Raw genomic sequence first — 13,091 nt, 5'->3', positions numbered from 1 at the left:
ACTAGTTGCCCAGCGTCGTCAGATCCGGGTAGTTCGAGACCTCCCAGCCGCCGTCGACGACCAGACTGGTTCCGGTGATGTACGAGGCGTCGTCGCTGGCGAGATAGAGGCAGGGGCCCGCGATCTCGTCGGGAGTTGCTGCTCGGGACATGGGGATTCGGCTGAGAAACATGTCGCGGGCGGGTTCGTAGTTCATGACCGGCGCGACCAGTGGCGTGTCGACCAGGCCGGGTAGAACGGCATTGACCCGGATCCCCGACGCAGCCAGTTCGATCGCGGCATTCTTGCTGAACATCTCGACTCCGGCTTTGCCTGTCGCGTATGCGCTCCCGTAGGGGCTCGGCACGTGCGCGTTCAATGAGGACACGTTGACTATCGCACCACCGCGACCATGCTCTCGGATATGCCGCGCTTCATGTTTGGTGCAGAGGAAGACGCCCTTCTGCACCAGGTCGATGGTGAAGTCCCAGTCGGCCTCGTCGAGGTCGACGATCTGCCCCACCCTCGACGCACCGGCAACGTTGAAAGCCAGATCGATACCGCCGAATTCCGCCGCCGCCGCGGCAAGGGCCTCGGCAACATCGGATTCCTTGGTGACGTCAGTGGGAACGGCGAGGAAGGCCCCGCCGTGCTGGGAGGCTATCTCTTTCAAACCCTCTGCAGCGATGTCGATTCCAGCTACCTGTGCGCCTTCGTCGATAAGCCTTAGTGCGATGGCTGCACCGATACCTGATGCTGCTCCAGTGACGACTGCTGTTTTCCCGGCAAATCTGGACGTGTTAATGGGCACCTGCTTTCAAGAACTTTCCGGTTCGGCGGTTGCCGAGAACGGGTGCTGCTTCTCCGTCGCCGAAGACGTACTCGCCGCCGACGAACACTGCGGTGACGGTCTGGTCGTTGCGATTGACCATGCGGGAGAGGTTGTCGTACTCCACAACCGGGCTTTCCGCATAAGTGTCGAGCGAATCGTCGAGATGAGCGGGATCGATCACAACCAGGTCGGCGCGATCACCTAATCGAAGGTGCCCGGCATCGACGTCGTACCACTCGGCGAGTTCACCGGTGAGACGATGCACCGCTGCCTCGACGGTCATGAACGGACGGCCGACCTTTTGGGCATCGTAGACACGTCGTAGTAGGCGTAAGCCGAAGTTGTAGAACGCCATGTTGCGCAAATGCGCTCCGGCGTCGGAGAACCCGAGTTGGACGCCATTGTCCTGGGCGAACTTGTCCAGAACCTCCGGCCGGTGGTTCGAGATGGTTGTGCGCCAACGCACTTTCGTGCCGTGTTCGAGGACCAGATCCAGGAATGCATCGACAGGGTGGAGGCCGCCACGTTCGACGCCGACCTGCCCGAAGCTCTTGCCGACCAGGGATTCGTCGGGGCAGGACACGATCTCGGCGTCGAAGAAATCGCGATGCCAAACTTTGACACCGAACTTCTGGTCGTAGTCCTTGCGGAATTGTCGACGGTAATCCTCGCTCTGCATGAGGACGTTGCGTTCCATCTCGTCGGTCAGATGCAGTGCTGCAGCGCCGGATCCGAACTCCTCGAAGACAACCAGGTCGATGCCGTCGGCATATACCTCGAAGGGAACTGGCAGGTGCTGCCAGCGCAGGTCGCCGCCGAGTCGATTGACCAAGTGTGCCAATGGGCCGAGTATCACCACGGCCAACTTGTTGGACTTGATGTCGGCGGCCGAAAGCATGCTCGTCTTGAGTCGCTTACGCCAGATACCCGCGCTGGAGAACGCCATCGCTCCGGTACTCATCGGGTTGGAGAGGTCAGGTCCGGCCTGAAATACCCGTCCCCGACGGCGCAGGATCGCATTGAGTCGGCGTCGTTCTTTCGTGGTTGCATACGTCGACGGCAGCGTGCGTGAGCGGCAGGTCTCGCCGTCGAGTTTGTCGAACAACAATTGCTGACTGGACATCCCGACGAATCCTGCGTCGAGAGCTTCGGCCAACTGTGCTTCCATCGACGCGAGTTCGGCGTCTGTGGGATGGACGTCCTTCCTGGTAGCACGATCCAGTCCCATCTCGGCGGCCCGCATATCGGAGTGTCCGATGAAGGCTGCAACGTTGGGACCTAGCGGAAGCGCCTCTAGTGCAGCAACATACTCGCTCGCAGAGTTCCAGGTCTTGGCACGGTTGAGTGCGTCGACGACGTGCTTACGCGGAATTGCCTCTACTCTGCCGAAGAGATCACCCGCGTCGGAGGGGCTGGCGTGAATGGTGGACAGGGAACACGATCCGACAAAGATCGACGTGACCCCGTGTCTGAGCGATTCGCTCAGTGCCGGGCCTTCGAGGATCTCGACGTCGTAGTGGGTGTGGATGTCCACGATGCCCGGGATCACCCACTTGCGTTTCGCGTCGATGACACGGGGACAGTCGGTTTCGTCGAGTGGATCGAGGGAGATGGCAGTAACCAACCCATCGCGGATACCCAGATTGCGGACAGCTGGTTTGGCCCCGGTGCCGTCGAACCACAGACCGTTGTTGATCACGGCGTCGTAGGTCATGAGAGAACCACCTTTGCACGTATCGTTTTTCCGGTTGCATTGCGGGGCAGAGGAGTTGTGCTCAGTTTCCACTTCACCGGCACCTTGAAGTAAGCCAGTCGTTCGGCGACATAGTCGCGTAGTTCTTCTTCGCCGGCGGCTCCCTCACTCCGCAAAACGACGACGGCTGCAACTTCTTGGCCGAGGTCGGCCGAATCAATGCCGATCACAGCGCATTCGAGTACGGCGGGATGCTCGTCGATGGTCTGCTCGATTTCGAGAGGGTAGACGTTCTCGCCGCCGCGCAGGATCAGATCGGACCGGCGACCCGTCAGACGGAGCCGGCCGTCCTCGAACACTCCGAAGTCGCCGGTTCGGAGCCATCGATCAGGACCGATAGCGGCTGCAGTCGCGGTCTCGTCGTTCCAGTACCCCAACATCACATAGGCGCTGCGCGCACAGATCTCACCTTCCTCGCCGTCGGGGACTGCAACACCGAAGGGGTCGCGCACCTCCACGCTCACCCCGATGATCGGCCGGCCGAGAGTTCCGGGGAACGCGGCAAGTTCCGGTGGTGTGGCAACTGAAATGCCGGTGGAGGATTCGGTGAGCCCGTAGCTGTCGACCAAGGTGTGCTGCGCAAAAGGCAGTCGTGCGCGCAGTCGGTCCTGCAAGGCCGGAGATGACGGCGCAGACGCGAGCGCAAAGGCGCTCAGTGAGGTCAGGTCGTACTTCTCGAGACTGCCGTACTCGAGGAGACGGGTTGCCATGGTGGGGACCACCGCCCAGTTTGTGACCTTCTCGCGTTCGACGAGGGAAAGGACTTCGTCGACGTCGAAGGCGCCCTGATGGATGACCACTGCTCCGCCCGTTGCGAGTCGTGGGATCGCCAGGTTATGCAGGCTTGCAATGTGAAACAGCGGCGCGGTCAGCAGATACCGCAAGTCACTCGGTCGGCCGTCGCTGGGTTTGCCGGTGAACGCCGCAGCGAGGCGATCGCTGTAGCGGTGGTAGTCGATGACGGCCAACACGTTTCGGTGACTGTGAACAGCCCCTTTGGGGCGGCCGCTGGTTCCGCTCGTGTACAGGATGACGGCCGGATCGTCCTCGTCGACGGACGTGCGGGGCAGTGCAGAACCCGAATACTTCTCCATCAAGGTAGGTAGATCTTCTTCCATCGTGAGCACGGGAACATCGGTGTTCAGTTCGGAAAGAATCTGCGCGCGTTTGGCGTCGGCGATCACCACTGTGGGGGTGGTGTGATCGATGCCGTACGCCACCTCGCGGGCCACCCACCACGAGTTGAATCCGACGGCGATGGCACCGAGGGACTGAGCCGCCCAGAAGGTCATCACCCATTCCGGCGTATTGGCAGCAAGTATGCCGACCCGATCACCCTTGCGGACGCCGTACCGCTCGCGCAGCGCCGTCGCCAATGCTGCTACGGCCTCGCCGTGCTCGAGGTAGCTGAAGCGTCGGTCCTTGGTCACCAGATAGTCGCGTGATCCGTAGTCGAAGGATGCAGCGAGCACGTCGCCGAGTGCCTTGTCGCGGTTCTTCATGACGGGCATCGAACTGCCGAGTACATCCTCGACTTGCATCTCGAAAGGACCACCGGGGCCGGTCAGCCCGGCCATGACGGACGCGATGAATGCTTGTGTATCAGCGGAAGTAGTCACGTGAAGTGCCTTTCGAAGATTAGGGTACGAGCACTGCGCGTCCGGTGACCTTGCCGTGTTCGAGACGGTCGAGTGCGTCGCGGGCATCAGCGAGGTCGAAGCGGGCTACTTCTACCGTTACCAGACCGGCCTGTGCCAGGGCGATGGAATCGACGAGGTCGTTTCTGGTGCCGCCGTAGGACTTCCGGATCGATGCGCCCCATGGCCAGCCTGGTCCGCCGGCAGCTTCGGCAGTGATTCCGGGGTTTCCGCCTCCGAGACCTACCATGCGATACGCGCCGTTCGGCGCAACCGCTTGAACAGACATCTGTGCAGTTGCGTCGATACCGACGAAGTCGAAGATGACTTCTGCGCCTCTGGCCGATGTGAGGTCGAGGATGTGCTGCGCGGTGTCCGGTCCCGATTCGAGCGTGATGTCGGCGCCGCAACGTTTGGCGAGATCGAGTTGATCCTGTCCGACATCGACGGCGATGATGCGCACGGCACTGATCGCGCGAAGTATCTGTACTGCAACGTGACCGAGTCCGCCGACGCCGATCACGACGGCGGTGGCACCGGGCTGGAGATGTTCGCGGGCACCGCGAATGGCGTGGTAGCTCGTCAGTGCCGCATCGGCGAGAGGTGCGGCCTGCAGGAAGTCGAGGTCTCCGATGGGTACGAATGAGCGAGCCGGGATCTTGACGTACTCGGCCATCCCGCCCTCAGGGCCGAGTCCGGGGCAGGGCGGCATCGCGGTGCGTCCAGCGGCGAGGCACATATTCTCGTTGCCGCTCATGCATTCTCGGCACTGTCCACATGACCAACAGAGGTAGACGACGCCACGCTCTCCGACGGAACGGCCGTCGACGCCACTCCCGACGGCTTCGATCGTTCCGGCAATTTCGTGGCCGATTGTCAGCGGTTCTTCGCGCATCTTGTACGGAAAGTGCAGGAGATGGAGATCGGAGTGGCAGATTCCCGCTGCGCCCACCCGAATCAGTAGTTCCGACGGGCCGATCTCCGGGACCGGCACGTCGTTGATTTCCAGGAGCCCGGGCCCCATGAGCTGGGCTGCCTTCATGAGCTGACCTCGCTGACCTCGGAGTTGTATGCGGCGCTCAGGTACGCGTTGCTGCGGTCGGATCCGATCAGACCCGGTGCCATCTTGTTCATGACGTAGGCGAAGGTCATCCGTCGGTCCAGATCGTTGACCAGCATCGAGCCGCCGATACCTGCCCACCAGCAGGTGCGTCCGTCGGGAATCAGTGGCGCGGTAACCGGATGTGGCAGTCCGTAGCCGATGCCGAACTTGAGTGGTGTCATGATCCCGAGATCGATACCGTCGGCTTGGATCTCGAAGATCAGGTCGATGGTGCTCTGCGAGAGCAGCTTCCGGCCGTCGAGCACACCACCGTTCGAGATCAGGGATTGGACCCGAGCGATAGAACGTGCGTTGCCGTGGCCGTTGACTGCGCCGATCTCGGCTTCCCGCCAGGGTGCGGTATTGACCTCGGGGTAGTCGAGCAGTGGGCAGGTCAGGGTCTTGATGAAGATGCTGTCCTGGTCGAGCGTGGACAGGTCGAACTCCAACGCGGGCGGCGGAACCATGGTGGCGATTCGACCGAAATGCTCTGCGGACGTGCCGATATGGAAGTCGGCTCCCAGTGGACCGGAAAGCTCTTCGGCAAAGAACCTGCCGAGAGTTCGCCCGTCGATGCGACGAATGACCTCACCGACGAGATGGCCGTAGTTGATCGCGTGATAGCCCGACGCCGTACCCGGGGTCCACCAAGGCTTCTGGGCAGCGAGGCGAGCGGTGGACGCCTCGAGGTCGTAGATGTCCGTCAGTTCGATCGGGCGCTCCCAACCGGAGACACCAGACGTATGCGACAGGAGGTGGCGAACTTCGATGTCTTCCTTACCGTTTGCCGCAAATTCGGGCCAGTAGTGAGCAACTTTCTGGCACACGTCCAATTGGCCGCGTTCGACCAGCAGGAGCGCACACAGGGCCGTCATGGTCTTGGTGATGGAGAACGTGTTGACGATGGTGTCGCTGCCCCATGGAGTGGTACGGGATTCGTCGGCGTACCCGCCCCAGAGATCGACCACGGATTCTCCGTCGACGGTGATGGCAACGGAGCCGCCGAGTTCTTCACCGGATTCGAGTTGAGTCTCGAAAGCCGCTCGGACGGCGTCGAACTCGTTGTCGCAGTGACCGTTCACCAGACTCATGCGCGATCCGCCTTCTCGAGTTCGTGTGCTGCTGCACGCGCGGCAACAGGTAGCTTGTTCCCGGAGGCCGCAGCACGCTTGGTGCCCTTGGCGATTTCCTTGTTCATGTTGCGGACGTAGGGATCGAACTCGAGCTGAATCGTGTGGCGTGGTGACTTGTAATAGGGGGCGAGGAAGTACGCCTCGTCGGCTTTGGTGATCTCCTGCATGTCGTTCGCAGACGGCAGTTGGTATTTACCGGTGAGGTAGGCCGCGACGAGCTTGCTCTGCTGCTCGGCGAAGTTGACGAGCGTCGGCATGGGCTGCGCGAGTCCCATGAAGAAGAGGTTGTCGATTCCGGGCTTCATCATTCGTTTGAACAGTGGGAATCGGTTGTCTTTGTCCGGCAGCAGATTCGGATCACTGAAGAAGGGGAAGCTGATGTTGTAGCCGGTGGCGCAGATGACCACGTCGACGTCCTCGGCGGTGCCGTCCGCGAAATGAACCTGCTTTCCGTCGAGTTTGGTGATGGCAGGCTTGAAGGTTATGTCGCCTGACCCGGCGCGTCCGAGGAACTCGCCGCTGGCCGACGGGTGGGCCTCGAAGGGGCGGTGGTCCGGCTTCGGCAGACCGTAGCCTTCCATCGTTCCCAGATTCTTGCCGAGGAATCGACGACTCAGGAACAGTCGTAGACCACGCGGCATCCAGGGCGGGGTGATCAGTTTGTCGCCGGGCACTCCGCCCAGATATTTCGGCAGTACCCAGACTCCACGGCGAGCCGACACGATGAGCTTGTCGGCGAGGTATCTCTGGCCCAGTTCGGAGGCAATATCCAAGCCGGAGTTGCCCATTCCGACCACGACTACCTTCTTGCCGCGCATGTCGACCGGGTCGAACGGGTCGTTGTAGCTGTGGCTGTGCATGAGGACCCCGTCGAACTCACCGGGGTAGTCCGGGATGTTGGGATCCCAATGATGTCCGTTGCAGACCATCAGGACGTCGTAGGTGCGAACTTCGCCGTCCGAGCGCGTGATGGTCCACAGTCCGTCTGCATCACGTTCTGCCGCAACAACACTGGTATTGAAGATGATCGACTCACGCAGTCCGAAGTGCTCGACGTAGTCCTTGAAGTACTGGAAGAGTTCGGAGTGGTGCGGGAAGTCGGGAAGGTCAGCGGAGACCGGGAAGTCCTCGAATGCCAAGCGCCACTTCGACGTGTCGATGTGCAGGCTCTGGTAGCAGGCCGACATCCCGTTGGGATTCTTGTAGTACCAGTTTCCGCCGACCTCGTCGGACGCTTCGTAGCAGTCGAAGGGTATTCCGAATTCCTTCATTCGCTTGGCCGTCGTGATTCCGGTAGGCCCGGCGCCGATGATGCACACGCTCGGCAAGGGGGAGGGGCTCATTCGCCATCGCTTTCTGTTCTGTCTCGGGCGTGCGAGAAGAAGAATCGAAGCCCGAGAAGTGACTTGAGTCATAGTGCGCCATTCGCTGACGTTGTGTCAATGAATGACGCAATGTTTTTTGGTGACGGCGAGTTGGTGATTTGCCAGGAGGTTGAAATGCGAGCAAGGTGGGCGACGTGAGCACGACTACGGACGGCCCGAGGAACAGGCGGGGAACCCTTCGCGACGAGCAGAAACGAGCGACGCGGGCCAAACTCGTGGACGCCGCACGCACTCTGTTCGAGGAACGGGGATACGCGGCCGTGACGGTCGATGACATCGCCTCGGTCGTCGGATGCAGTAGAGCCACGTTCTACGTGCATTTCGCCAGCAAAGTGGAGATGCTCAAGACGATCGGCGCGGCCGGGATGGCGGCGAGTGCGTTCGCTTTCTACATCGATCTCGATCGGGTCCTCGACACGAACTCTCGCGTGGAGTTCACTGCGTGGCTGGAGCGTGCCTTCGACTGGTTCGACGAGAACAAGCGCCTGCTGCCGGCGTGGGACGAGGCCGTGGCACTCGAACCGGAGTTCCGCGAGACAGCGAGAGACGGTATGACCGAACTACCGAATGCCATGCCCAAGTACCTGGGCCGTTGGCCGGAGGAACAGCACGACGAGGCGAGGTTGCGCGTCGAACTGCTCGTGAGTCAGTTGGAGCGATTCTTCACACGCTGGGCCGTGCAGGGGACGATCGACGTGACTCGGATGCAGGCGGCCGAGGTTCTGACCGACATCTGGTTCCCGGCTCTGTCTCCGGAATCGAAGGGCGTCGGCGAGCGGTAGAGGCTAGCTCGGATCGATCTCCACACTGATCGCGCCGGTGAGCAGTTCTCTGGCTCGTTCGATGGGGATCGAGCCGCTCAGCCAGCGCTCACTCAAACCCTCGACCAGGGCGGTGAGTCGCTCGGCGGCGTCGGCCGGGCTTGCCTTCGGGTCAGCGAGTCCGGCGTCCTGCGCTTGGCGGATCAAAGATTCGACGTCGTCTGCCCACTCTTGCGTCGTGGTGCGTAGCGGTTCGCGCAGTTCGTCGGCGAAGACTGCGCTTGCTCGGAGTTCACCCCAGGCGATGCTGTTCTCTCGAATCTTCGGGGCATTCTGAAACTCCAGCTGGAGCATCTGCTCGAGCTGCGCACGAGGGTCTGTCTCCGTGAAGGCGCTTTCGGTGTACAGCGCGGCGCGATCGTTGATGTGATCGAGGGCCCGGCGCAGCACACCTGCACGGTTCTGGAAGTGGTAGTAGATGAGTGCCGTCGACACTCCGGCCTCGGCAGCGAGCGTCTCCACCCTCAGCCCGCGTACGCCGTGTTGGGCAATGACGCGGACTGCTGCTTCCAAGATTTGCGTTTGGCGGTTCGACACGAGTCCGAATTCTACGAGGGTGGTCGGGACAGGTTTCTAGTCCGCGGGTTCCTGCTGGGTGGTGCAGTGAATGCCGCCACCACCCGCGGCGATGGCGTCGATGTTGATCTGCACGACACGGCGGTCGGGGAAGAGGCGCTCCAATTCACTTCTGGCGGCCTGGTCGGCCTCGGGGTCACCGAACTCGGGTGCGATGACCGCCCCATTGCATACGTAGAAGTTGATATATCCGGCTGCGAAATCGTCCGATTCGAAGTCGGGCCTGATTGCGACCGGCGCCTCGAGGACCACCACTTCCAGCTTCCGTCCCTGTGCGTCGGTCGCGTTCTGGAGAATCTCGAGGTGACGTGCGGTCACGTCGTGGTCGAACGACTCCGGGTCTGTGTCGAGGCCTGCGACCACGACACCTGGGCGTGCGAAACGGGCGTAGAAGTCCGTGTGGCCGTCCGTGATGTCCTTGCCGGCGATTCCCGGTAGCCAGATGATCTTGTCGAGACCGAGCAGGGGGCCGAGTTCGGCTTCGACGTCCGACTTCGACCATCCCGGGTTGCGGTTGTTGTTGAGTACACAGCTTTCGGTGATGATGGCTGTGCCTTCGCCGTCGACCTCGATGCCGCCGCCTTCGAGGATCAGGTCGGTAGGCAATGATTCGACTCCCGCGCGGGCGGCAACGAAAGCTGCGACCTGGCCGTCCTGATCAAAATCCTGCTTCTCGCCCCAACCGTTGAAGTTGAAATCGATACCCGCTTTGGTCCCGTTGCCTTTCACGAATACGGGGCCGGTATCGCGCATCCAGAGGTCGTCGAGAGGCGCGGCGATCAGTTCGACCGATGGGCCGACGAGGGAGCGAGCCAAGTCCAGTTCCTCGGAACGAACAAGCATCGAGACGGGCTCGAACTGCGCGATGGTCTGCGCGATCGTCGCGAGGTTGCGCTGGACCTCGGGCAGGAGGGCTGCTCCCCAGATCGCTTCGCTGGCACCGAACGCCATCCAGGTGCGCTTGTGCGGATCCCCCTCTTCCGGCATCACCCACTCGCGAAGATCGTTGCTGCCATCGCTCCCGCGCGAGGCTGAGTCGGAATCGCCGCAACCTGCCAAAAAGAGGCCACTGAGCGCAGCGGCGCCTGCCTGAATAAACCGACGTCTTTGCATTGCGGTGACTCCTTGTGCTGTGTGCGTGCGCGCCCGGTCCGCGTCCTGCTTGCATGGAGCGTAAACCTTGACTGAAAATTTAGTCAAGGAAGTAGTGCCAGTTCGAGACCGTTTCGGCGGGCGACACGACGGATCGAAGGACTCATCCGTCGGAAGGTCACGAGTCGATGAGTCCTTCGACCGTTCCCCGCCATCCGCGGCGCTGGTAGTCCCGGGGCGACATGCCGTGGGCACCGATGAAGACCTTGGTGAATCCGGACGCGTGCGCGTAGCCGAGTCGACGGGCGGTCTCTCCGGCCGAGAAGCCCTCCTCGAGATAAGCGCGGGCGAGGGTCATCCGCAACTGACCGCGCCAGCGCGGGAAGCTCTGGCCGGTGGCCGCTACGAAGCGTTTGTGGAGCAGGCCCTCGTCGACGCCGAGTCGAGCGCTCCACTCCGGCAGCGTGCGCGAATCGGTGGGGTCCGCGCGGAGTGCGGTAAGGATCGTTTCGACAGGATCGGTTCGGCCGCCGGGTGTCCGCGTCGCCGCGCTGTTTCGGATCAGCCTCGAGATCCTCGCTGGGTCATGGATCTCGGGGCGCAGAAGGGTGTAATTCGCAACGACCGTGTGCAACAGATACGCCTCCGCTTCGCGCGCGAAGTGCAGCACTCGTGGCGGCGGTGCAGTGACGGGAGAGTCGCCAGGCTGGGATCCGAGCGGAAGTAGAAGCGAACCCTCCGCGATCTCGACGCTGTTGCGTACTCCCGCGGGAAGCCACATCGCGTCGCCCCGCCTCAGATTCCAGGTTCGGTCGCCGAAAGTGACCCGGGCGGAGCCTCGGTAGATCCAGACGACGACGTGAAAGTTGTTGACCCTGGCCCACGTTCCGCTTGCGGGAATCGTCGGCGGTATCGGCGCCGAGCCTGAGTGGGCGCCTTCCTTGGACAAGAGTGCGACGCTCTGTGCCAAGGTCTCGTTCTCATGGATCGGCGCTGAGCCTTGGTTTGCACGTGTGTAGTCACTGGGTGTCACACCGGTGTGTTCACGGAAGGCACGGGTGAATCCCGCGGGCGTCGCGAATCCGACCTGCCCACCCGTCCATCCGATTTCGCGGCCGGAGTTCAGGTATGCGATTGCTGCCGCGATCCGGGCCGAGGTGCGCCAACGCGCGAAAGGCAACCCCGTCTCCTCCGTGAATCGGCGCTGCAGGGTGCGGACGCCGATCTTGAGTTGCCGGGCGAACTGGGAAAGCTCCGTGTCGTCGGCTGGCGTCCGTAGAAGCGTGCGAGCGATCTCGAGGGTCTCGGCCGAGCGTGGCAAATTCGGTGGGGCGTACGACACCGAAGCGTCGGCGTCGTTGGAATGGGCCCCCGCGACAAGCTCGAGTAGTCCGGCCCCCACAGTCGCCCCACCGCGCAGAAATCCCAAGTTGTGCGCGAACTGGTGGACGAGCCAGTCCTGCCAGGCTGCCGGGATCTCGAAATCGATGATCCGGTTCAACGTGGGCGGCAGGTCGGCAGCGGGCATCGGAATGGGAAACGCGACCGCTCCCGGGTCGACTCGGATGCTGTAGGCGATTCCCGCGGGCACCCAGGTTGCCGCCCCAGCGGTCACGCTGCGGGTGCGGTCGCCGATCTGTAGTTCCGCGTGTCCGGTGTGTACCCAGAAGAGCAGTGGCTCACGTACATTCGCGATCGAGGAGAGTCGGGACGCGGGGATCTCGGGGACTTCGCCCGCGGAGAACACGAACCGTGGTCCCACGTATGCCCTCCCGATTCAGATGCTTTCTCACGCAGCCACCGATGAGTGTAAGAAGTCGGCACGCACGGATAACCGTAACCGATTAGGGCAGGCTAGCTTTATTCAATGGCCCTCCCGCCGTGATCGAGCGTGGGTCGAACCCCCCGTCTGTGCGCTTCCGAGGAGTCTTTCCGTGCCCCGAAACACCCGTCCGACAACGGCGTACTCAGTCACCTTGCGTGAACTCGAGGTACGTCGGGTGACAGACGTGACGCCGGGCATGCGGAGAGTGACGCTCACCGGAGCGCAGCTCGACACCTTCACAAACGCCGACGGCTTCGCCGAGCCCGCCTTCGACGACGACCTCCGATTGTTGTTCGCCTATCCTGGCGAAACCGATCCGGTCTTGCCGGTGATAGTCGACGGCACTGTGACTTTCGCAGCGGGACGCCGTCCACTTGCCCGCGCGTACACCGTGCGCCGTTACGTTCCGCGAACAAGGGAACTTGACGTCGATTTCGTCGTTCACGGCGGTGGAGTTGCTACCACCTGGGCGCGCGACGCCGGCCCGGGCGACCGAATGCACATCGCGGGTCCCTCTGTATCGCAGGGACTCCCGGAAGATTGCGAGTATCTGCTCGTCGTCGGTGACGAGACGGCGCTACCTGCGATCGCGCGCTGCTCGAGGAATTGCCTGCCGATGCCAGGGGGCATGTGTTCGTCGAAATTGCGGACTCGGCTCACATTCAATCGGTGCGCGAGTTGCCCGGGGTGAGTGTCACGTGGTTGCCACGCGAGGGGGCGGAGCCCGGCACTACTTCTTTGTTGCTCGACGCGGTCAGTGCAGTCGAATGGCCTGACGGACGCGTATTCGCTTGGCTTGCAGGCGAACAGGCGACGATTCGCTCGCTTCGGCGTCATTTGATTCGTGATCGAGGAATTGCGAAGACCGACATCGATTTCACCGGCTACTGGAAACGCAGCGACACAGTGCGCACAGATTCCTGACCCGGCTCCATCGCTCGGTAAGACCGAAGCGC

The 13,091-nt window shown here is 62.2% G+C and carries 12 protein-coding genes; 3 read left to right on the top strand and 9 right to left on the bottom strand.

The features are described from left to right. Position 1: 1 nt before the first annotated feature. From GN300_RS09065 to GN300_RS09040, 6 genes are read right to left on the bottom strand one after another with little or no spacing between them, the layout of a single operon-like run. Entirely contained in the window at positions 2 to 790 is a 789-nt protein-coding gene (locus tag GN300_RS09065) for an SDR family NAD(P)-dependent oxidoreductase (RefSeq protein ID WP_030536188.1), read from the bottom strand. Beyond that, the gene (locus GN300_RS09060; protein ID WP_003943041.1) at positions 780 to 2,525 is read right to left on the bottom strand and encodes an amidohydrolase family protein; all 1,746 of its coding nucleotides are present in this window, start codon (positions 2,523 to 2,525) and stop codon (positions 780 to 782) included. Before GN300_RS09060 ends, GN300_RS09065 begins: the two co-directional genes overlap by 11 nt. Next, the gene (locus GN300_RS09055; protein ID WP_063315483.1) at positions 2,522 to 4,183 is read right to left on the bottom strand and encodes a class I adenylate-forming enzyme family protein; all 1,662 of its coding nucleotides are present in this window, start codon (positions 4,181 to 4,183) and stop codon (positions 2,522 to 2,524) included. Before GN300_RS09055 ends, GN300_RS09060 begins: the two co-directional genes overlap by 4 nt. A gap of 19 nt (positions 4,184 to 4,202) precedes the next feature. Next, positions 4,203 to 5,243: an NAD(P)-dependent alcohol dehydrogenase gene (locus GN300_RS09050; RefSeq protein ID WP_030536186.1), complete on the bottom strand. Its 1,041-nt coding sequence runs from the start codon at positions 5,241 to 5,243 to the stop codon at positions 4,203 to 4,205. Continuing rightward, positions 5,240 to 6,394 carry a serine hydrolase gene (locus tag GN300_RS09045; RefSeq protein ID WP_063315484.1) on the bottom strand — a complete coding sequence of 385 codons (1,155 nt, stop codon included), beginning with the start codon at positions 6,392 to 6,394 and terminating at the stop codon, positions 5,240 to 5,242. Before GN300_RS09045 ends, GN300_RS09050 begins: the two co-directional genes overlap by 4 nt. Continuing rightward, positions 6,391 to 7,779 carry an NAD(P)/FAD-dependent oxidoreductase gene (locus tag GN300_RS09040; RefSeq protein WP_191908647.1) on the bottom strand — a complete coding sequence of 463 codons (1,389 nt, stop codon included), beginning with the start codon at positions 7,777 to 7,779 and terminating at the stop codon, positions 6,391 to 6,393. Before GN300_RS09040 ends, GN300_RS09045 begins: the two co-directional genes overlap by 4 nt. Before the next feature lie 167 nt (positions 7,780 to 7,946). Between GN300_RS09040 and GN300_RS09035 the strand changes: the two genes are divergently transcribed. After that, positions 7,947 to 8,603 carry a TetR/AcrR family transcriptional regulator gene (locus tag GN300_RS09035; protein ID WP_063315486.1) on the top strand — a complete coding sequence of 219 codons (657 nt, stop codon included), beginning with the start codon at positions 7,947 to 7,949 and terminating at the stop codon, positions 8,601 to 8,603. A gap of 3 nt (positions 8,604 to 8,606) precedes the next feature. Here GN300_RS09035 and GN300_RS09030 read toward each other — a convergent pair whose 3' ends face one another. From GN300_RS09030 to GN300_RS09020, 3 genes are all read right to left on the bottom strand, one after another. After that, the gene (locus GN300_RS09030) at positions 8,607 to 9,179 is read right to left on the bottom strand and encodes a TetR/AcrR family transcriptional regulator (protein ID WP_063315487.1); all 573 of its coding nucleotides are present in this window, start codon (positions 9,177 to 9,179) and stop codon (positions 8,607 to 8,609) included. 36 nt (positions 9,180 to 9,215) lie between these two features. Next, positions 9,216 to 10,331 (bottom strand): agmatine/peptidylarginine deiminase, encoded by a 1,116-nt coding sequence (locus GN300_RS09025; protein ID WP_042451624.1) that lies wholly within the window; start codon positions 10,329 to 10,331, stop codon positions 9,216 to 9,218. Between the two features lie 157 nt (positions 10,332 to 10,488). Next, on the bottom strand, positions 10,489 to 12,072 hold the full coding sequence (locus GN300_RS09020) for an AraC family transcriptional regulator (RefSeq protein ID WP_063315488.1): 1,584 nt from the start codon (positions 12,070 to 12,072) through the stop codon (positions 10,489 to 10,491). A gap of 172 nt (positions 12,073 to 12,244) precedes the next feature. On the opposite strand from GN300_RS09020, the gene GN300_RS09015 reads away from it, so the two are divergent. Both GN300_RS09015 and GN300_RS09010 read left to right on the top strand, forming a co-directional pair. Beyond that, positions 12,245 to 12,826 carry a siderophore-interacting protein gene (locus tag GN300_RS09015; protein ID WP_233405602.1) on the top strand — a complete coding sequence of 194 codons (582 nt, stop codon included), beginning with the start codon at positions 12,245 to 12,247 and terminating at the stop codon, positions 12,824 to 12,826. Beyond that, a complete protein-coding gene (locus GN300_RS09010; RefSeq protein WP_233405601.1) occupies positions 12,766 to 13,059 on the top strand; it encodes a siderophore-interacting protein in 294 nt (97 codons plus the stop codon). Before GN300_RS09015 ends, GN300_RS09010 begins: the two co-directional genes overlap by 61 nt. Positions 13,060 to 13,091: the final 32 nt, after the last annotated feature.

Source organism: Rhodococcus sp. Ni2 (assembly GCF_021352185.1).
GTDB lineage: Bacteria > Actinomycetota > Actinomycetes > Mycobacteriales > Mycobacteriaceae > Rhodococcus_F > Rhodococcus_F qingshengii.
The sequence above is the reverse complement of the archived record's forward strand: the minus strand, read 5'-3'. Positions and strand labels throughout refer to the sequence as shown.

Coding starts and splice junctions, on each gene's coding strand:
- GN300_RS09060 (WP_003943041.1), bottom strand. CDS start 2,525: ATGACCTACGACGCCGTGATCAACAACGGTCTGTGGTTCGACGGCACC.
- GN300_RS09050 (WP_030536186.1), bottom strand. CDS start 5,243: ATGAAGGCAGCCCAGCTCATGGGGCCCGGGCTCCTGGAAATCAACGAC.
- GN300_RS09045 (WP_063315484.1), bottom strand. CDS start 6,394: ATGAGTCTGGTGAACGGTCACTGCGACAACGAGTTCGACGCCGTCCGA.
- GN300_RS09040 (WP_191908647.1), bottom strand. CDS start 7,779: ATGAGCCCCTCCCCCTTGCCGAGCGTGTGCATCATCGGCGCCGGGCCT.
- GN300_RS09025 (WP_042451624.1), bottom strand. CDS start 10,331: ATGCAAAGACGTCGGTTTATTCAGGCAGGCGCCGCTGCGCTCAGTGGC.